We start from the raw sequence: 19,834 nt of genomic DNA on the forward strand, positions 1-19,834 counted from the left end.
CCACAACGGTCTGGCCGCGGCGGAGACCCCCACGGGGCCAAGTCCGGCGGAACGGACCGCGCCGGGGAGGCGGCTGCTGCTTAGCCGCCGGGGTCCCGGCTCATGGAGCGGAGAAAAACGTCGCTCCGTACTGCACCGACCATAGCGTCTCTGATCACGATTGTGCATCCCTGGAGGGCGTCTTACGGCTTGTGTCGGCGATGTAGTCCTTGGGGGCAAAGATCCGTTCCGCCGCACCTGCTCGGCTCAGGACAGGTTGCGTTTGAGGAAATCAACCTGAATGTGGAGGAGGTTCTCGGCGACCACTTCTTGGGGGGTCATGTGGGTCACTCCTGAAAGGGGGAGGACGTTGTGCGGGCGGCCTGCGGCCAGGAGGGCCGAGGAGAGGCGCAGGGTGTGGGCCGCGACCACGTTGTCGTCCGCCAGGCCGTGGATGATCAGTAGCGGGCGTTCGAGCTTCCCGGCGTCCTCGATGAGGGAGTTGGACGTGTAGTTGTCCGGCTCCTCGCCGGGCTGGCCGAGGTAGCGCTCGGTGTAATGCGTGTCGTACAGCGTCCAGTCGGTGACGGGTGCCCCGGCGACGCCCGCGTGGAACACGTCGGGGCGGCGCAGGACCGCCAGCGCCGCGAGCCAGCCGCCGAACGACCAGCCGCGGATGCCCACGCGGTCGAGGTCGAGTGCCTCAGGGTGGCGGCGGGCGGCCTCCTCCAGCGCGGTCACCTGGTCCTCCAGGACCGGGCCGGCGAAGTCGCCGTGGACCGCGCGGTCCCAGGAGGGGCCGCGGCCGGGGGTGCCGCGCCCGTCCGCGATGACCACGGCGAAGCCCTGGTCGGCCAGCCACTGCGCCTCGCAGTAGGCGCGCCGCACCGCCAGCACCCGCTGGGCGTGCGGGCCGCCGTACGGGTCCATCAGCACGGGCAGGCGCCCGTGGTCTGGCTCCCAGCCGGTGGGCAGCATCACGGCGGTACGGATCTCGCGTTCTCCAGCACGCAGGAGTTCGACGTTCGGCGTGATGACCGGGGTCTCGGCTCGGGACTCGATCGGGTGTGCCCCGTTCGCCGTGCGGACCTCGACGGTGACGCCGTGCCGGTCCAGCAGGGAGCCGCTCAGCACGGTGGTCTTGCCGGAACGTGTCCCGTTGAAGACGCCCTGGCCCGCCGTCAGCCGGGTGACGCCGTCATTGCCGTACACGTAGACGTGCACCTCGGTCGGCTCCTCCGACCCCGTGAACAGGATCGAGTCGCCCTCCACGCCCAGGACCGACCGCACCTGCAGCCCGCCCGGCGTGACCGGCTCGCCCCCGACGGTGATCCGCCGGGTCTCGGTCTCCCGGTCCTCGGCCACCCACACCAGGTCGCCGTTGCCCATGCGGGCGGGGAGCCCGGGCACGATGTCGGTCCAGACGGGGTCGTGCCCGGCGTGCAGCAGAACGGTCTCGCCGTTCGACGGATCGACCTTGAGGACGCGCTGGGCCCGCTGGTCACGCGACTGCACCACGATCAGCAGCCCTCGCCTGTCCCATGACGCGGTCACGACGTAGGGAAACTCGCCGCGATCCCACGCCACGCCGACCCGCCGGCCGTCCACCTTGAGCAGGACGAGCGACACGATCGCGTTGGGCGTGCCCGCCGCCGGGTACGCGATCTCGGTCGCTGGCCGCTCGGGATTGGCGGGGTCGGCGATGGACCAGCGGTTCACCGGGGTCTCGTCCACTCGCGCGGCCAGCAGCGAGCCGCCGTCAGGCGCCCACCAGTAGCCGCGCATCCGGTCCATCTCCTCGGCGGCCACGAACTCGGCCAGCCCGTACGACACCTGGTCGCTCTCAGGCGTGACCAGCGCCTCGTCCTCGCCGCCGGCAAGTTCGATGACGCGCAGCGTGCGGCCGGAGACGTAGGCCACCCGGCGCCCGCCGGGGTCGAGCCGCGGGTCGAACACCGGGGTCTGCGCCTCAAGGCCGCGCACCGTCCCGGCCCGCAGGTCGGCGATGAACAGCTGCCCGCCGAGCGTGAACACGGCCTGCCGCACCTCGCGGTCCACGGCGTACCCGACGATGCCGCCGGCCTGCTCCCGCGCGCGCTCGCGCCGGGCGCGCTCCTCCGCCGGCAGCTTCTCCTCGCCCGGCACGTCCAGCGCGGCCGGATCGGCGATCAGCCGCTCCGTTCCCGTCGCGGTGTCGAGCGTCCACAGGCAGGTGACCGGGTCGTCCCCGGCCTTCGTCCGCAGGAACACCACGTACGACTCGTCCGCCGCGATCTGGAAGGCCCGCGGTACCCCGAGGGTGAACCGGCGGGTGCGAGCACTCTGCCGTGGATAGCTGATGGTCATGACAAAGAAGTCTGCCAGCAGCCCTCTCGTGGTCATCCCACCGAGGCATGTTCGGCTGCGGAAAATCGATCCACTTTGCCAGCATCCGCCGGTAATGTTCTCGATCATCGCAGCCGGACGATCATCCGTCCGGCTCCCGGCCCCCGCCCCGGGAAGACCGATTCTCCGAAAGGGAAGGCATGACCTTTCTCAAACGGTCCCTGTTCACCGGTGCGGCGGGCGCGTTGGCCCTGGCCGCCATGGCTCCTGCCGTGCAGGCCGCGCCCGCGCCCGGGTGGCGCGTCAGCAACGTGACCACCGTCCCGACCGCCGGGGACGCCCGGCTGTACGACGCGGCGGCCACCGGCTCCAAGGGCGCGTGGGCGGCCGGAACCCTACGCCGCGGTCTCGGCAAGTACGAGATGTTGCTCAAGCGCTGGAACGGGAAGACCTGGACCCAGGTCACGGTCCCCGCCTCCCTGGCGCCGCGGGCGAACGCCCGGCTGACGAACGTCGCGTCCGGCGCTCCGAACAACGTCTGGGCCTTCGGCGTGGCGACGCACCGGCCCGCCCAGGACGAGGGCGTGGTGTTCGGCGTCCACTGGAACGGTGTCAAGTGGTCCCGCAAGGTCTTCCCGGCCCAGGTGAAGAGCATCAGCCAGGTGGCGTCGATCGGCCCACGCGGTCAGGTCCTGTTCATCGGACGCGGCGCCTGCGCGGCCTGGACGTGCAAGCCGATCGCCCAGCGCTTTGACGGCAAGGCGTGGAAGGCGTTCCGTGTGCCGGCGGGTATCGGCGTGGCGCACGTACGTTCGGCCAAGGACATCTGGGCGACGGTCAATCTGGCCAACGGCCGCAAGACGCCGCTCACCAAGAACACCCTGGCCCACTGGAACGGCAAGAAGTGGCGCTACATCCCGCGGCCGAAGCTCACCAGCACGGGCAAGCGCATCTGGCAGTTCACTGACATCCACGCCCGCAACTCCAAGAGCGTCTGGGTCTCGGTCGCCGGATCCAGCCTGGCCGAGGGCCACCTGCCCGGCGCCTACCTGGGTCGATGGGACGGCAAGCGCTGGAAGTTCGTCAAGGTCAACGGCAAGGACAGCCTGCACCACATCGAGAGCGACGGCGGCAGCGGCTTCTGGGCGCAGTCCTGGGACGCCGTCCTCCTCCACTATGTGGGCGGCAAGGTGACTGCCCGGATCAAGGCGCCGGGCGCGGGCGAGGGCACGATCAGCTCTCTCCTGCGGATTCCCGGGACACGCTCGTTGTGGGCCACCGGCACGGTGCGCAACAGGGAGAATTGGGACACCGGTGTGATCTGGAAGTACGGGGCCTGACGGACCAGTTTAAAGATCATGGGTTGTTCCCCGTGGATGGGGAACAACCCATGATTGCGTTTTAAGGTCGCGTAGGCTCAAGGCTTCCACTTTTACGCAACGTCACCTCAGAGGAGAAGGTCCATGCCGGAACTACAGCCGGGTGATCCACGGCGGCTGGGTTCGTACGAACTGCTCGAACGCCTCGGAGAGGGTGGCCAGGGCGTCGTCTACCTCGGCAGGGACGCCTCCGGGAACAACGTCGCGATCAAGCTGCTGCGAGCCGATCTGACCGAGGACGAGTCGGCGCGCCACCGCTTCGTGCGGGAGGCGCAGGCGGCCAAGCAGGTCGCCCGGTTCTGCACGGCGCAGATGATCGAAGCCGACATGGTCGGGGACCAGCCGTACATCGTCAGCGAGTACGTGCCCGGACCGAGCCTGTACAAGCAGGTCAAGGAGCAGGGGCCGATCGCCGGCGCGGCGCTGGAGCGGCTCGCGATCGGCACCGCGACCGCGCTGGTCGCCATCCACCAGGCCGGGATCGTGCACCGCGACTTCAAGCCGCACAACGTGCTGATGGCGCCGGACGGGCCGCGGGTGATCGACTTCGGCATCGCGCGGGCGCTGGACGCGGGCCAGACCGCGGCGACCAAGGCCATCGGCACGCCCTCGTACATGGCCCCCGAGCAGGTGGCGGGCGCCACGCTCACCGAGGCCGTGGACGTCTTCGCCTGGGCCGCGACCATGGTCTACGCCGCGACCGGGACGCCGCCGTTCGGCGACGACACCGTGATGGCCGTGATCAACCGCGTGCTGCACGAGGCGCCCTCGGTCGAGGGCGTGCCGGCGGACCTGCGCGGGCTGATCTCGGCCTGCCTGGTCAAGGAGCCGGAGCGGCGGCCGACCGCGCAGCAGATCATGATGACGCTGATCGGCACCGGGCCGCAGGAGACCCGGATGGACGACGCGGCGCAGGCCACGAGGATGATGGCGGCGGGCGCCGCCGGGGCCGCGGGTGGAGCCGCGGGGGTGTCGGCAGCGGATCAGACGATGGCCTACGACCAGCGTACGCAGCGCATGGGGGCGGCGGGCGGCGCCACGCTCCCGGGGGCGGCCCCGCCGATGCCGCCGGCCAGGCCGGGCTACTACCAGCCGGAGCGCAAACGCAACGCCTGGCCGATCGTCGCCGGGGTCGGGGCCATCCTCCTCATCGCGGTCATCGTCGGTGTGGTGATGGCGTCCACCGGCGACAACAAGCCGGACACCCCGGTGGCGCCCACGACCAGCGAATCCGAGCCCGACTCGCCGACCGAGGACCCGACGACCGAGGCGCCGCCGACCAGCGACACGCCGACGCGGGAGCCGACGACCGAGCCGACGACCGAGCGGCCGCCGACGTCCGAGGCGCCGACCACGCCGCCGACCTCGGAGGAGCCGACCACGCCGCCGCCCTCCACGCCTTCCAGCCCGCCCACGACCGGCGGTGGCGGTGGCGGTGGTGGTGACGGTGGTGGTGACGGTGACGGCGGTGGCACCGGTGGCGGTGGCGGTGGCGGCGACCCCGGCACAGGCACCGGCAACAACACTGGCGGCGGTTCGTAGGCCACACATCCGTTCCGGGCTGCGGCGTTAGTACGCTCGTTACCTATGAACCAGCCGCGGATCCTGTTCGTCCATGCGCACCCGGACGACGAGTCCATCGGGACCGGTGCGTCCATGGCCAAGTACGCGGCCGAGGGCGCCCATGTCACCCTCGTCACCTGCACGCTGGGTGAGGAGGGTGAGGTCATTCCCGAGGAGTTGCGCCACCTGGCCTCCGACAAGGAGGATCGCCTCGGCGAACACCGGATCGGCGAGCTGGCGGACGCCTGCGCGGCGCTGGGCGTGGCCGATCACCGGTTCCTCGGCGGCGCGGGGCGCTGGCGTGACTCGGGGATGATGGGCGGCTCCACCAACGACGACCCGCGCTGTTTCTGGCGCGCCGACGTCGACGAGGCGGCGGGCGAGCTCGTGAAGATCATCCGCGAGGTACGCCCGCAGGTGATCGTCACGTACGACGAGCGCGGCAACTACGGGCATCCCGACCACATCCAGGCCCATCGGGTGGCCTGGCGGGCGTTCGAACTGGCCGCGGACCCCGCCTACCCGGCCCTCTCTCCGGGCCCCGCCTCCGCAGACCCCTCTTCGCCCCCCGCCGAAACGGGCGGTGAGCCGTGGCAGGTGGCGAAGTTCTACGCGTACGCGACGCCCCGCACGGTTTTGGCACGGGCCATCGCGGTGATGCGCGAGGCCAAGCTCCCGTTCGACCGGGTGGCCGGGCTGGACGAGCTGGGCTCGGGCGTACCCGACGACCGGATCACCACCATGGTCGACGCCCGGCCCTACCTGCCCGCGAAGCTTGCCGCCCTCCGCGCCCACCGCACCCAGGTGGTGGTGGCGCCGGACGAGGTGGGACCGTTCTTCGCCCTGTCGAACGGCCTGGGCCAGCAGGCCTTCGGCACCGAGTTCTTCATCCTGCTGGCGGGGGAGCGCGGCCCGGCGGCCCCCGGCGGCCGGGAGACCGACCTGTTCGCCGGACCTGCCACGCAGCAGAGCTGAGCGGCCGCACACCCGGATACTCTGACGACCGTGGACAAGGACGAGGACGCCCAGCTGTCGCTGGCCAAGGACGCCGCGCCCGGCGCCGCGCCGCCCGGCACGACGCCGGGTGACCCGTCACCCCCGGGGCAGTTCCCCGTGGGGTCGATCGAGGGCTACGAACCGGCGCCGACCGCTCCGGCCGCTCCGGACGCCGCGGCGACCCCGGTTCTGGGCCCGCGGGCCGAGGCGTTCATCGGCGGCGCCGCCTACGGGGCGCTCGGACTGCTGGGGGCTCTGCTCGGCGTGGTCGGCTCGTTCCTCCAGGACTGGACGATCGGCTCGGTCCCGGTCGCCGCGGTCCTCCTGGTGATCCTCAACTTCGGCTTCATCCGGCTGGCGGGCTGGGCCATGGACGGCCGGATGGGCGCGGTGATCCCCACGCTCACCTGGACCGTCGTCGTGTTCATCGGGTCGCAGCAGCGGCCCGAGGGCGATCTGATCGTCCCCGGCACCCTGGCGGGCTATGTCTTTCTCATCGGCGGGCTGGTGGCCGCGGTGATCGCCGTCTCGATGGTGCCGTCCCGGCGGCCGCCCGGCGACTGGCTGCTCGGGAGCGCCGGCCGAACCCGAGGGTAGGGCCGGGCCGCACTGTGAGATCCGAGCCCCCCGTCGATCCGGCGCTCTACCGGCAGGTGGTCGGCCGCTTCGCCACCGGAGTGGCGGTCGTGACCACGGTGGCCGGCGGTGCCGACCACGCGATGACCGTGAACGCGTTCACCTCGGTCTCGCTGGACCCGCTGCTCGTGTTGTTCTGCGTCGAGAAGATCGCGCGGTTCCACGAGTTCGTGCTGGACAGCGGGCTCTGGGCGGTCTCGGTGCTCACCGAGGAGATGCGCGACGCGTCCAACTGGTTCGCGACCCGCGGGCGTCTCCTGGACGGCCAGCTGGACGACTGGCCGCACACCCGCGGGCCCGTGACCGGCGCGCCGGTCTTCACGGCCGCGGTGGCGGCACTGGAGTGCCGCACACACGCCGTCCACGACGGGGGTGACCACAGCATCGTGGTCGGCGAGGTGCTCGATCTCGACATCCCCGACCCGCAGGGCAAACCGCTGATCTTCTACGACGGTACATACCGCTCGCTCGCCTGATCGTCCGGGCTCGCCGACGGCGCCCGGTAGCGCTTGACGCCGAAGCACGCGGCCGCGCCCAGCAGGACGACGACTACCGGGAACAGCATGGTCGGCTTCATCGCGTCCACGAAGCCGTGCTTGAAGACCGTCTCGCCCAGTTGCTGGAGCTGCGGCGCGAGATCGGGCGGCGTCCCCGGCGGGAGCTGTCGCGGCGCGCCGTGCTGGCCCGCGCCGACCTCGAGCCCGCCCTTGGCCGCCTGTGCGAAGCCGTCCACGAACGGGGCCCGGGCTCCTGGGGGCAGCGCCGCCGAACGTTCAGCGGCCTGGTCCTTGAGCGCAGTCGCGAGCTGGTTCTGCAGGACGGCGCCGACCGCCGCGCTGCCCAGCACCGAGCCGACCTGGCGGACGGTGTTGTTGACCCCGGCCGCGGCTCCCGCCAGGCGTGGTGGAACGTTCCGCGTCGCCTCGGTGGCCATCGGCGCGAACACCCCGCCGACGCCGATGCCGCAGACCACGAACGGCGCCATGAACGAGGTCCACGGCGTGTCCACGTCGGCGACGGACAGGACCCAGAACGTGCCGATCGCGTACAACGTCAGCCCGCCCATCAGGATGAACCTGCCGCCGATCTTGTCGGAGAGCCGGCCGGCCACCGGCGCCAGGAACATCGACACCACCGAGGAGGGCGCCATCACCAGCCCCGCCTCCAATGCGCTGAAGCTCTCCACCGACTGCAGGTAGATCGTCATCGGCAGGAACATGCCGACCATGCCGATCGAGACGGTCGCGCCGACGAAGTTGAGGACCGAGAAGTTGCGGTCCTTGAACAGCGCGAACGGGACCAGCGGCTCGCTGTCCTGCTTGCCGCGCTGGTGCAGCAGGAAGACCGCGAGGAGCACGGCTGAGGCGCCGAAGAGGCCTCGGATCCAGCCGTTCCAGTCGTACTTCTGGCCTTCGGTGAGCGCGAACGTCAGGCAGAACAGCGCCGCCGACGCCAGCACCACGCCGGCGAGGTCGAAACGATGCCGGACGGTGCGCGCGTTGGCGGGCAGGATCGGCACCGCCATCGCCAGCACCAGGATGCCGATGGGCAGGTTCACGAAGAAGATCCACCGCCAGTCCAGCGTGCTGACCAGCAGACCGCCCAGGGTCGGCCCGGCGATGGTGGACACCCCGGCGACCGCGCCCCAGACGCCGAGCGCGGTGCCGCGCCGTTCGGCCGGGAACGTGTCGATGATGATCGACATGGTCTGCGGCATCAGCATCGCCGCGCCCAGGCCCTGGACCGCGCGGGCGCCGATGAGCTGGGTCGGGTCCTGGGAGATCCCGCAGGCCAGGCTCGCCACCGTGAAGAGCGCCACACCCGCGATGAACAGGTTCTTCTTGCCCCACAGGTCGCCGAGCCGGCCCGCCGTGATCAGCAGGACGGCCAGCACCAGGATGTAGGCGTTGTTCACCCACAACACCTGGTCCAGCGTCGCGGGCAGCTTGTCGATCATGTTGGGGATCGCGATGTTCACGATCGTGAGGTCGAGCAGGGTCATGAAGAACCCGAGGGACAGCGTGAGCAGGATCGCCCACGGATTGCCGCGCCACTTGCTCATGCGTGCTCCTTGCCGGCATTGCCGCCGGTGTCGCTGCCCGCATCGTCGCTGTCGATGCGGCTGTTGATGACGACCGGTTCCCAGTCCACCCGGCCCGCGGCCATGTCCGAGACGAGGCCCTGGACGTACTCCAGTTCGGTGCGCAGCTGGGCGATCTTCAGCTCGCCGTCCAGCAGCCTGCACCGTTCCAGCCCGCGCTTGCGCAGGGCGTCATAGACCGTCTGCTCGGCCGCCACCAGGGCCTCGAGCTGCACCGCGCGGGAGCGCAGGTGGACGAGCGCCTCGGTGCGCGGCAGCAGGGTGATGACGGCCAGGCCCGCGCCGAAGAGCGGGAACTCCGGAACGTACCGGCCGAGCAGATCGCTCAGCCGGTCGGACGCAGCGTCCCGCCCCGCCTCGGTGATCTTGTAGACGGTGCGCTCCGGCCGCCGGCCCTCGCGACTGGTCTCCATGGGCTCGATGAGCCCGCCGACGGCCAGCCGCTCGACCGTGTTGTAGAGCGAACCATGGGTCAGCTTCACCGCCACGTCGTACGCGCGGATCCGGATCTGCTGTTGCAGCTCGTACGGATGCATGGGCTGCTCGTGCAACATCCTGAGCACGATCAGCGCCAGCGGTGTGATGGGTCGTGCCATGACATGTCAGCCTTAGTCCGATATTGATTAGTCCGTTCAGACTAATCCAGATGGACGGACATGTCACGTGCTCGGGCGCCGGACGACGACGAGGGCTCCCCACGCCGTTGTGGGAAGCCCTCGTTCAGTCCCCGGTGAAAGGGGAGCTCATGCGGTGGAGAGTGTCAGCCCTTCAGGGCGATCTCCAGCTGGTCCAGCGCCCAGTCCAGGTCCGCGCGGCTGATGACCAGCGGCGGGGCGAGGCGGATGGTGGTCTCGTGCGTCTCCTTGGCCAGCACGCCGAGCTCCATGAGGCGCTCGCTGACGGGACGGGCTTCGCCGTTCAGCTCGATACCGGCCCACAGGCCACGGCCTCGCACCTCTCGCACGACGTCGTTCGGCAGCCGGCCCAGGCGCTCGTGCATGTGCGCGCCGAGCTCTCTCGACCGCTGCTGGAACTCGCCCGACTTGAGGATCGCCACGACCTCGCGGGCGATCGCGCACGCCAGCGGGTTGCCACCGAACGTGGAGCCGTGCTGGCCGGGCTTGAAGACACCGAGGACGTCGGAGTCGGCGACGACGGCGGACACCGGCATGATGCCGCCGCCCAGCGCCTTGCCGAGGATGTAGACGTCGGGCACGACGTCCTCGTGGTCGCACGCGAACGTCGTGCCCGTCCGGCCGAGGCCCGACTGGATCTCGTCGGCGATCATCAGCGAGCCGTTCGCCGTGCACAGCTCCCGCACCGCGCGCAGGAACCCGCTCGGCGGCACGTTCACCCCCGCCTCGCCCTGGATGGGCTCGATGAGCACGCCCACGGTCGAGCTGTCCATCGCGGCCTTGAGCGCGTCGACGTCGCCGTAGGGCACCGTCCGGAACCCCGGCGTGTAGGGGCCGTACGAGTCCTTGGCGTCGGGATCGGTCGAGAAGCTGACGATCGTGGTCGTCCGGCCGTGGAAGTTGCCTTCGAACGTGATGATGTTGGCTTCGCCGGCGGGGACGCCCTTGACCTCGTAGCCCCACTTGCGGGCGGTCTTGAGCGCGGTCTCCACGGCCTCGGCGCCGCTGTTCATGGGGAGGACCATGTCCTTGCCGCACAGCTCGGCCAGCTCGGTGACGAACGGCCCGAACTGGTCGTGGTCGAACGCCCGGCTCACCAGCGTGACCTGGTCGAGTTGGCGCTTGGCGGCCTCGGTCAGCCGGGGGTTGCGGTGACCGAAGTTGACTGCGGAGTAAGCGGCGAGCATGTCCAGGTAGCGGTTGCCGTCCACGTCGGTGACCCAGGCCCCGTCGGCCTCCGCGATCACGATGGGGAGCGGGTGGTAGTTGTGCGCGCTGTGCTCCTCAGACATCGCCCGCAGTTCGTCGGCTTTGCTCACGACGCTCCTTTGCACCGGTCAGCCCGGCCGGGCCCCGGCCGGGGTCGCTGGTGACACCGGGGGGTGGCCCGGTGCCGACGGGGGTCGGGCCGACGGGGGTGGTGGTCATCGGTCCCGGGGCCAGCGTATGTTCGGGATTAACCGACGACCAATGACGAAAGAGAACTTGGGGGGAGATATTCATTGCGTATTGACGAGCTTGACCATCGAATCGTTGCGCAGCTCCTCGAAGACGGCCGCGCGTCCTACGCGCAGATCGGAGACCGCGTCGGGCTGTCGGCTCCGGCGGTGAAAAGACGGGTCGACCGGCTCCGCGCGGACGGCGTCATCACGGGTTTCGCCGCGGTCGTCGAACCGGCCGCGCTCGGCTGGACGACCGAGGCGTTCATCGAGATCTTTTGTACGGGGGCGACGTCGCCGGACGAGATCTACTCCAGCATCCGCAAGCACCCGGAGGTCGTCGCCGCCTACACCATCAGTGGTGACGCCAGCGCCCTCGTGCACGTCCGGGTGCGCGACATCCAGCATCTCGAACAGGCCCTGGAACGCCTGCGCCGCGAGGACAACATCACCGCGACCAAGACCGCGATCGTGCTGTCCCGGCTGATAGGCCGCCCCATCGACGCCCCCGCGTCCTGACCGCCGAAGTCGGAGCGGGCCGTGCCCAGCGCAGGGTCGTAGTCAGAACAGGGTCGTAGTCAGAGCAGGGCCGTACTCATAGCAGAACTGCGAGGAGCACGAACGAGCAGACCGCCCCGACCACGACCAGCACGGTCATCGCGATCATCATCCCGGTGGAGTCCCGCCTGGGCGTGACCGGTGGCGTCTGATACTGCGCTTGGAACGGCACTGTCCCGTACGCCGGTGCGGCTCCCTGCATGGGCCACGCCGCTTCCGGGCGCGTGACCGGGGCCTCGATCGGCGGCAGGATCTGCGGCCGTGCCAGGGGAGGGGGCAGCACTTGGACGCCGCCGGGGGTCGCCTTCTCGGCCACGAGGGGCTCCGGTGGGTCGGCTGGGTGCGGTGGCGGGAGCGGTGCCGGGGTCGGCTTCGGCGGGTCCGTCTCGTACAGCGGCAGCCGGGCGGCCACCGTTGCCGGGAGCCAGCCTTCGCCGGGCGAGTCGTGTTCAAGCTCGTCCAGAACGACTTCGACGGACGGCCGGTCGCCGGGGCTCGGCGCGAGGCACCGCTGGATCAGGCCGCGCAGGACGCTTGGGCAACCCGCCAACTCCGGCTGGTCATAGGCGATGTCGTCCGCGCCGGATGCGATGCCGTCCGCGCCGGATGCGATGCCGTCCGCGCCGGATGCGAAGGCGGAGCGCCCGGTGGCGGCGTAGAACGCGAGACCGCCGAGCGCGAAGACGTCGGCGGCCGGGGTCACGTCATGATCCTCCGTCTGCTCGGGGGCCATGAACAACGGCGAGCCGGTCACCTGGACCGCCGCGGCGGCACGGGCCGTCCCGAAGTCGACGAGGGTGGGGCCGTCCGCCGCGAGCAGGACGTTGGAGGGCTTGAGGTCACCGTGGACGAGGCCCGCCTCATGGAACTTCCGGAGCCCCCTGGCCAGCCCGGCGACCAAGGTCCGGACGGTGTCGGCCGGCAGGGGGCCGTGCTCGGCGACGGCGTATGCCAGCGAGGGGCCCGGCACGTGCTTGGTGGCCACCCACGGGCGCTCTGGCCCGTCCGGATGCGCGTCGACGACCGTGGCGAGGTAGCGGTGCGCCACTCGCTGTGCCGCCCTGACCTCATCCTGGAGGCGCCGCCGGAACTCCGCGTCGCCCGCGAACTCCGAGTGCGCGACCTTGATCGCGAGCCACCGCCCGCTCTGCGTCGTGGCCAGGTAGACCTGGCCCACCCGGCCCGCGCCGATCCGGGCGAGCACCCGGTAGCCGCCGATAAGCGGCGGATCGCCGGCTTCGAGCGGTGCGAAGGCCGGGGTCGGCCGGTCAGCGGGCTGCATCTGTGACCTCCTGGTGGAGTTTGTCCATGGTTCTATCGAAAATCCGCACCCGCTGTCAGGTCGTCATGCTCCGAGCCGGTCCGGGCCCGGGAGTTACCAGTAAGTAGGATGCGCCCATGGACTTCGCCACCGCTGACCTGATCGACGACTTCGGGGACGAACTGCAGAGCTGCGAGACGCAGTTCCGGCAGTACGGCGCGCACGCCGCGTTCGGCGGCCCGATCGCGACCGTGCGCTGCTTCCGGGACAACGGCCTGGTGAAGCAGCTCCTCAACACGCCCGGCGACGGCCGGGTGCTGGTCGTGGACGGTGGTGGCTCGCTCGCCTCCGCCCTGATGGGAGACATGATCGCGGCGTCCGCGGTGAAGAACGGCTGGGCCGGGGTCGTCATCAACGGCGCGGTCCGGGACGTCGCGGTGCTCCGGACGCTGGAGCTCGGCGTCAAGGCGCTCGGCTCCAACCCGCGCAAGAGCGCCAAGGACGGAGCGGGTGAGGTGGACGAGCCGCTGGCCTTCGGCGGCGTGGAGTTCCGCGAGAACGACTGGCTCTACAGCGACGAGGACGGCATCGTCGTGGCGGCCCGCAAACTCGTCTGACCGCGCCCTGTGCGCCATGCCTGAACGCGGTTTTATGTGAAGCGGTTGCCGGTCCCGCGCACGTCGCCGTCCGGACGGAACCGCAGGGCCGACCAGCGTGCGTCGACCGAGATCTGCCGTACGGGACGCCAGCCGTACGGGGTGAACGTGGGCCAGAGGCTGTCACGGTTGATGTCGGACGCGCCGCCCTTGGGATAGGAGACCCACAGCAGCCCGCCGGGGCGCACGGCGTCGATGGCCTCCTTGATGGAGGCGTCCAGCTCGATCTTGCCCTCCGCGAAGAGGTGCACCGCGTCGGCCGGCCCGGTCGCGGTGACCTCCGCCCCCTCGGGCAGCCCGCCGACCAGCTGCGCGTAGTCACCGGGCGCGTTGATCACGTGCACGGCGTGCCCGGGCTTGATGCCCAGTTTCTCGGCCACGGTCTTGGTGCTCATGCCGCATCGATACCCGGCGTCGTCGCTGCTGACGCCCTCCGGAGAGGCTTCGTCGGATCTGTCGTCACCTGCCAGCGGCCTGCCGGGAACGTCGGCCAGAACAGCCCTTGATCATGAAAGGGGCCGTCTCTACCGTCTCGGATGACATGTGAGACAGGGGAGACATGAGAGTCAACAAGATCCTCTTGGTGCCCGCGGTGACAGCGCTGACGCTGTCCGCGGGCTTGGCGGCCGCCCCCGCCACCGCGCAGGCGAGGGCGCCCATTCCGAAACCCACCCCCAACCCCTGGCAGATGCGGCACTGGCCGCAGACCCAGCCATGGCAGCAGAGCCAGCAGATGCGGACGTTCGCGGCGCCGGGCGCCCCGAAGCCGATCGACCCGCAGAACTACGAGCTCCCCGACACGATGACCTGGGACGACTACAAGCCGATCCCGGGCACGGCGTGGGCCGACCCGACGAAGAAGGGGTCGATCAAGAACTTCAAGGGTGCCGTGGTCCTGGTCGACTACCCGAACCAGCCGTTCGTGGTCACCCAGCCCAAGAACTCCACCATCTACGGCAACCCGAGCCTGGTCGGCGACGTGCCGAAGGACAAGGTCGCGCAGTTCTACCAGGACTTCCTCAACAAGCCCCAGGCCCTCAACCGCGGGCACACCCTCCATGAGTACTGGATGGAGGACTCCGGCGGGCGGTACGGCGTCGACCTGAAGGCGTTCGGCGCGTACACCATGAAGGCCAAGGACCACGAGTACGGCATCGGCCAGTTCCAGCAGGCCGGCGACTGCCCGTCCGGTGACACCTGTGGTCGCGACATCCGTGCCGACGCGAGGGCCGCCTGGGTCGCCGACGTGGGCGAGGAGGTGGCGAACCAGTACGAGTTCGTCTTCTTCCTCACCGCCGGGCAGGACGAGTCGGCCACCTGGCAGGAGTTCGGGATGATGAAGTTCCCGACCAAGGAGGACGTACCCGACGAGTGGGGCCCGCCGGACCCGTCCATGCCCAACTGGGCGAACACGCGCTATGTGCCCTGGACGTCATGGCAGGCCGCGTCCAACCACTGGCCGAACGCCGTGATCGGTGCGCCGCCGCGGAGTTCGACGCAGGCCGAGAGCTCCGGCATGGGGGTCTTCGCCCACGAGTTCAGCCACATCCTCGGGATCCTCGACAACTACAACAACCCGTACGGCAACCCGCCGCGCCGGGCGTACACCGGCCCGTGGGAGATGCTGAGCCGCGGCAGCTTCAACGGCCCCGGCGGCCCGCACAGCCGCTGGATGATCCCGGCGACGGGCGGCGCGTCGATGGGCGCGCAGCACACGCTCCGCAACAAGCTCAAGCTGGGCATCGTCGACACCAAGAAGGTGCTCCAGCTCGACCGGGCGACGCTGCCGAAGGACGGCACCGCCGTCGCCAAGGTGACCGCGCGCGCCGTCCAGCCGGGCAAGGACTCGCTGGCCGGCATCAACGTGCGGCTGGGCGCGGGAGACAAGGCCGACCTCAGCCCGCCCTGCGACACCTCCAAGGACCCGCTGTGCGACGGCGGCAAGTACAACAACTACACGGTCGAGGTCGTCGACCGGATGGGCTTCGACTCGTTCACGCCGGACTCCGGTGTGCTGCTGTCCAAGACCAAGGACGCCGACGACGCGCCGTTCATCTGGGTCAAGGACTCCAACCCGGAGGACATCGACAAGGTCGACTACGTGCTGCCGAACGGCCAGCAGGTCAAGATGACGATCGGCGACTACCGGCAGCTGTCGGACGCGCTGATGCACGCGGGCACGAACTCCGGCAGCGAGTACGAGCACGTGGACGCGGCCAACCGCCTCCACTTCTACGTGCTCGACCTCAAGCGTGACCGCAAGGGCGTGCTGTCCTACACCGTCGCCGTCCGTTCGCTGGACGGTGCCGGCACGCAGCGCCGCGGCGTGAAGGTGGACAACGGCTTCGTGCGTCCGGCAGGCTCCGGCTGGGTCAAGTGCACCCTGCCGCTGCGCAACTCCGGCAAGGGCGGCACCGGCTACCACGGCTCCGACGTCTACCGGCTGAGCGCCTCGGCGACCGGCAAGGGCTGGACGACCGTGCTGCCGAACGCGCTTGCCACCGCCAAGGCGGGCCGCGCCACCACGGTGCAGGTGTGGGCCAAGGCGGCGCCCGGCGCCGACCGCAAGGCCAAGCTCGTGCTGAAGGCGACCTCGGAGAGCGACCCGACCAAGGTCGACACCGGTAACTGCCGCGTCCGCTAGGACGTCCGGCTCGCCGGCTTCAGGGGCCGGTCCCGATCGTGCGATCGGGACCGGCCCTTCGGCGTTGTCAGGGAGCTCACGTTGTTGTCAGGAGCTCACCTTGTTAGGAAGCTCACGTTCACCGCGGATTTGTGGACCGTGCCAAAGGCGCGCCGCTGACCTGCGCACTTTCTCCCAGAGTGATCGCATTGGCGCGACTAGTGATCTTTTAACGGAGAGTAGGTGAATGTTACGTTCCATGATCCCCTGGAGGTGATCATTTGAACGTCCGGCGCTCCCTGGTCATCGTCGCCTCGCTGGCGGCTCTGACGGCCGGTATACCTGCATACGCCTACGTGGCTTCCGATAAGGCAAGCAACGCCGAGGCGGCGGCCGCGACCGCGCCCAGCAAGAGCGCCTATGTGCTCAAGGTCGGCAAGGCCCCGGCCGGTGCCGCCCTCGGCGGCATGGCGAAGAACCTGAAGACCAGCAGCGTCACCGCACTGCTCAACGACAAGGCCGGCAACCGCAAGGGTTCCCGGAAGGGAGCCTGCGCCACCAAGGCGGCGGCGCCCAAGCAGGGTGACTGGTTCTGTTTCGATTCGGCCGACACCAAGACCGTGCAGTGGTACCCGCAGGGCGTCACCGGAACGTCGGACGCCCAGGCTGACGGCTCGTGGGGCAAGGGCGGAAAGGCCCTGCTCGTCAGCTGGTATGACAACCGTAAGGACGGCTACCACAAGAGCGCGCGGGTGACGTTCGTCAACCTGAAGAACAACACCTACCGTCACGCGATCCTGGTCTGGCCGTACAAGAACGCCAAGGGCAAGACCACGTACGAGCCGGTCGGCACCCACGGCACCGACAAGGGCATCCACGCCGGTGGGCTCGCGTGGTACGGCAACCGGCTCTACGTCGCCGACACCAGCACGGGCATCCGCGTCTTCGACATGCGGCAGATCTTCGACCTGGGCAAGAGCAAGAACGGTTCTACCAGCAAGCCCAAGTTGATCGGCCTGCACGGCAAGACGTACTACGGCTATGGCTACCGTTACGTGATGCCGCAGGTCGCCTCGTACGTGCCGAACACGCGGTCCGGCAAGGCCTGCACTGCCACGGGCACGCCCAACCATTCGTGGCTGTCCATCGACCGCGCGGGCAAGGACAAGCTCATCACGGGCGAGTTCTGCATGGGTGGGGCCGGACGCGTCGCCGCGTTCCCCATCGGGAGCAAGGGTGGCAGCGACCTGGTGATGGACAAGAACGGGCGCGCCAACCCGTCGTACGTGGTCAACCTGCCGGTGACGAACATCCAGGGCGGTGTCGGGACCCGCGGCAACTGGTGGTTCACCCGCAACGTGTCCAAGCAGGAGAAGCCGCTCGAACCTGGCACCGTACGCAACCGCGGCCAGTTCGTCCGGGCGAAGTACGCGGGCGGGAAGTTCACCGTCCTCTCCAGGTCGACCATCTCGTACGGCCCAGAGGACCTGTCCTGCTACCGAGGCACGCATCAGGTCTGGACCGTCGCCGAGCATCCTGAGAAGCGGCAGATGACGAACGGCAAGTGGCAGGGGCGCGTGCTCTACGGCATGCCTGCCAAGGAATGCCGCTGACACCGCCAAGGAATGCCGCTGATACTGCCAAGGAGTGCCGCTGAGACGCTGATCAGGCGTCGGTCAGGGCCGGTGCGGAGTGAGCCTGCTTCGTGCCGGCCCCGCGGCGTTGGAGTGAGGACGCCCACGCCACCGTGCCGAGCGCGGCCAGACCCAGCGCCGCGCCGATCCAGGCGACCGAGGGGTAGCCGAGGCCGCCGCTGATGGCGAGACCGCCGAGCCACGGACCGGCCGTGATGCCGACGTTGAACGCGGAGACGTTGGCCGCGGCGGCGAGGGTCGGAGCACCCTCGGCCAGCGTGAACACCCGGGTGTTGAGCGCGGGGTTGGTGGCGAAGCCGAACGCGCCCAGCAGGAACACCAGCGCGACGACCGTGATCGCCGTCCCGGCGGTGAGCGCGAGCGCCAGCGAGATCACGGTCAGGCCGGTGACGCCCACGAACAGAGTGCGGAGGGGGTGAGCGTCCGAGGTCCGGCCGCCGATCGTGATGCCGATGAGCGCGCCGACCCCGTACACCGCCAGCACCGCGGGTACCCAGCTCGCCGCCACGCCGGTCGTCTCGGTCAGCAGCGCGCCGAGGTAGCCGAACGTCGCCAGCAGGGCGCCCGTGGAGAGGGCGGTCGTGCCGTACGCGAGCCAGAGCCGGGGCCGGGCCATCGTCCGCAGCTCGCGCCGCAGCTCCGGTGTCTTCTCCGGCCGCCCGCCGGGGATCGTGGCGGCCACACCCGCCATCGCGACCGCCGACAGGGCGGCGACCGTCCAGAACGCGGCGCGCCAGCCGAGGTGCTGGCCGATGACGGTGCCCGCCGGAAGGCCGGCGATCGTCGCCACGGTGAGGCCGCCCGCGATGATGCTCATCGCCTTGCCGCGAGCGTCCGCCGGGATGAGGGCGACGGCCGTCGTCGCCGCCACCGCCCAGAACCCGGCATAGACGAAGGCGCCCACGACGCGGGTCGCGAACAACACCCAATACCCGGGCGTCAGCGCGCCCACGATGTGCGCCACGATGAAGACCGCCAGGAACACCAGGAGTGCGTTCCGGCGCGGCCATCGCAAGGTCGCCACCGCCAGGATCGGCGCGCCGACCAGCATCCCGAGCGCGAACGCCGAGATGAGCAGACCCGCCTGCGGGACCGACACGCCCAGGTCGGTGGCCATCTCGGTGAGCAGCCCGGCGAGCATGAGCTCCGACGTGCCCTGGGCGAAGATGGCCAATCCGAGGATGTAGATGGCCAGCGGCATGGGCGTTCCTCCCTGTTCTGGATAGATCAGTTCAAAATCTGGGCGAAAGAGAGGGCGGCTCGGCGGGCCGCTTCGGTTCAGAGAGCGCTCAGTGCGGTCTGGGCGATCCCTTCCAGCGCATCGCGCCCGGCGCCGCCTCTCGCCGCCACCTGCATCCCGCTGATCGTGGCGTTCACGAAATGGGCGAGCTCCCGGGCGTCCTTGCCGGTGCCGATCTCTCCCCGGCGCTGCCCGGCCTCGATCGCCGCCGTCAACGCGTCGAGTCGCAGCTCCATGTCCCTCTGCAACATGGCGACGACCGCCGGATCGTGCGGGCCCAGCTCGACCGTCGAGTTGACCACGAGGCAGCCGATCGGATCGTCCGCCGGAGCCTCGATCACCTGCTGCAGAAGGGTCCGCACTTTGTTCTTGGCCGGAGCGTCTCCCTCCAGCAACCCGAAGATCGCCGCGTTCTTGCCGTCCATGTAGCGGCGCAGTGCCCGTTCGAAGAGATCGTGCTTGCTCTTGAACGTGTTGTAGATGCTGCTGCGCCCGAGCCCCGTCGCCTCGCAGAGGTCCTGGGTCGAGGTGCCCTCGTAGCCCGCGGTCCAGAACGCGCGCATCGCCGCGTCCACCGCGCGCTCCTCGTCGAACTGCCTCGGCCGTGCCATGCGCCCGACCCTAACATGTTTTGGACCGGTCGATGCAAAACGGAAGGCGTGTCCGGTTTGCGCCGTCCCCGGGGCCGGCGGCCGCCCGCGTCGTACGCTGCCCGCACCCGAAGATCGACAGAGGTGGTCCATGGACGTCCGAGACCTGCGGCGCCTCCGCATCTCCATCGCCACAAT

At 69.9% G+C, this 19,834-nt stretch carries 17 protein-coding genes; 9 read left to right on the forward strand and 8 right to left on the reverse strand.

Features of this window, described 5'->3' with window-relative positions; genetic code table 11:
• Window positions 1-246 precede the first annotated feature (246 nt).
• Window positions 247-2,325 (reverse strand): S9 family peptidase, encoded by a 2,079-nt coding sequence (locus tag F8566_RS41810; protein ID WP_151568557.1) that lies wholly within the window; start codon window positions 2,323-2,325, stop codon window positions 247-249.
• Between the two features lie 179 nt (window positions 2,326-2,504).
• Between F8566_RS41810 and F8566_RS41815 the strand changes: the two genes are divergently transcribed.
• The 5 genes from F8566_RS41815 (at window position 2,505) to F8566_RS41835 (ending at window position 7,354) form a co-directional block, all read left to right on the forward strand.
• The gene (locus F8566_RS41815; protein ID WP_151568559.1) at window positions 2,505-3,644 is read left to right on the forward strand and encodes a hypothetical protein; all 1,140 of its coding nucleotides are present in this window, start codon (window positions 2,505-2,507) and stop codon (window positions 3,642-3,644) included.
• Window positions 3,645-3,767: 123 nt separating this feature from the next.
• Window positions 3,768-5,225 (forward strand): serine/threonine-protein kinase, encoded by a 1,458-nt coding sequence (locus tag F8566_RS41820; protein WP_151568561.1) that lies wholly within the window; start codon window positions 3,768-3,770, stop codon window positions 5,223-5,225.
• A gap of 45 nt (window positions 5,226-5,270) precedes the next feature.
• Entirely contained in the window at window positions 5,271-6,221 is a 951-nt protein-coding gene (gene mshB / locus F8566_RS41825; protein ID WP_151568563.1) for an N-acetyl-1-D-myo-inositol-2-amino-2-deoxy-alpha-D-glucopyranoside deacetylase, read from the forward strand.
• A gap of 30 nt (window positions 6,222-6,251) precedes the next feature.
• Entirely contained in the window at window positions 6,252-6,839 is a 588-nt protein-coding gene (locus F8566_RS41830; protein ID WP_151568565.1) for a DUF6113 family protein, read from the forward strand.
• A 14-nt stretch (window positions 6,840-6,853) separates the two neighbouring features.
• Window positions 6,854-7,354, forward strand: a complete 501-nt coding sequence (locus tag F8566_RS41835) for a flavin reductase family protein (protein ID WP_225994010.1) — start codon at window positions 6,854-6,856, stop codon at window positions 7,352-7,354.
• Here F8566_RS41835 and F8566_RS41840 read toward each other — a convergent pair.
• The 3 genes from F8566_RS41840 to rocD all read right to left on the reverse strand — a co-directional run bounded on the left by F8566_RS41840 (window position 7,324) and on the right by rocD (window position 10,906).
• Window positions 7,324-8,940, reverse strand: a complete 1,617-nt coding sequence (locus F8566_RS41840) for an MFS transporter (protein WP_151568569.1) — start codon at window positions 8,938-8,940, stop codon at window positions 7,324-7,326. The genes F8566_RS41835 and F8566_RS41840 overlap by 31 nt on opposite strands.
• The gene (locus tag F8566_RS41845; RefSeq protein ID WP_151568571.1) at window positions 8,937-9,575 is read right to left on the reverse strand and encodes a PadR family transcriptional regulator; all 639 of its coding nucleotides are present in this window, start codon (window positions 9,573-9,575) and stop codon (window positions 8,937-8,939) included. Before F8566_RS41845 ends, F8566_RS41840 begins: the two co-directional genes overlap by 4 nt.
• 164 nt (window positions 9,576-9,739) lie before the next feature.
• Window positions 9,740-10,906, reverse strand: a complete 1,167-nt coding sequence (rocD, locus tag F8566_RS41850; RefSeq protein WP_192810145.1) for an ornithine--oxo-acid transaminase — start codon at window positions 10,904-10,906, stop codon at window positions 9,740-9,742.
• 210 nt (window positions 10,907-11,116) lie between these two features.
• Here rocD and F8566_RS41855 point away from each other — a divergent pair, with 210 nt between their 5' ends.
• Window positions 11,117-11,572: an Lrp/AsnC family transcriptional regulator gene (locus F8566_RS41855; protein WP_151568575.1), complete on the forward strand. Its 456-nt coding sequence runs from the start codon at window positions 11,117-11,119 to the stop codon at window positions 11,570-11,572.
• A 76-nt stretch (window positions 11,573-11,648) separates the two neighbouring features.
• Here the strand turns inward: F8566_RS41855 and F8566_RS41860 are convergent, their stop codons facing one another.
• Window positions 11,649-12,893 (reverse strand): serine/threonine-protein kinase, encoded by a 1,245-nt coding sequence (locus F8566_RS41860; RefSeq protein ID WP_151568577.1) that lies wholly within the window; start codon window positions 12,891-12,893, stop codon window positions 11,649-11,651.
• Between the two features lie 116 nt (window positions 12,894-13,009).
• Here F8566_RS41860 and rraA point away from each other — a divergent pair, with 116 nt between their 5' ends.
• Window positions 13,010-13,489: a ribonuclease E activity regulator RraA gene (rraA, locus tag F8566_RS41865; protein ID WP_151568579.1), complete on the forward strand. Its 480-nt coding sequence runs from the start codon at window positions 13,010-13,012 to the stop codon at window positions 13,487-13,489.
• Window positions 13,490-13,521: 32 nt separating this feature from the next.
• Here rraA and F8566_RS41870 read toward each other — a convergent pair whose 3' ends face one another.
• Window positions 13,522-13,923, reverse strand: coding sequence for a hypothetical protein (locus tag F8566_RS41870; RefSeq protein ID WP_151568581.1), 402 nt, complete (start codon window positions 13,921-13,923; stop codon window positions 13,522-13,524).
• A 164-nt stretch (window positions 13,924-14,087) separates the two neighbouring features.
• Between F8566_RS41870 and F8566_RS41875 the strand changes: the two genes are divergently transcribed.
• Both F8566_RS41875 and F8566_RS41880 read left to right on the forward strand, forming a co-directional pair.
• Entirely contained in the window at window positions 14,088-16,172 is a 2,085-nt protein-coding gene (locus F8566_RS41875; protein ID WP_151568583.1) for a M6 family metalloprotease domain-containing protein, read from the forward strand.
• Between the two features lie 260 nt (window positions 16,173-16,432).
• Window positions 16,433-17,764 (forward strand): hypothetical protein, encoded by a 1,332-nt coding sequence (locus tag F8566_RS41880; RefSeq protein WP_151568585.1) that lies wholly within the window; start codon window positions 16,433-16,435, stop codon window positions 17,762-17,764.
• Window positions 17,765-17,816: 52 nt separating this feature from the next.
• Here F8566_RS41880 and F8566_RS41885 read toward each other — a convergent pair whose 3' ends face one another.
• Together F8566_RS41885 and F8566_RS41890 are read right to left on the reverse strand one after the other, a co-directional pair.
• Window positions 17,817-19,007 carry a Cmx/CmrA family chloramphenicol efflux MFS transporter gene (locus tag F8566_RS41885; protein WP_151568587.1) on the reverse strand — a complete coding sequence of 397 codons (1,191 nt, stop codon included), beginning with the start codon at window positions 19,005-19,007 and terminating at the stop codon, window positions 17,817-17,819.
• A 77-nt stretch (window positions 19,008-19,084) separates the two neighbouring features.
• Entirely contained in the window at window positions 19,085-19,657 is a 573-nt protein-coding gene (locus F8566_RS41890; RefSeq protein ID WP_151568589.1) for a TetR/AcrR family transcriptional regulator, read from the reverse strand.
• Window positions 19,658-19,834: the final 177 nt, after the last annotated feature.

This window comes from Actinomadura rudentiformis, assembly GCF_008923185.1.
In the GTDB taxonomy this organism is placed as follows: Bacteria; Actinomycetota; Actinomycetes; order Streptosporangiales; family Streptosporangiaceae; genus Spirillospora; species Spirillospora rudentiformis.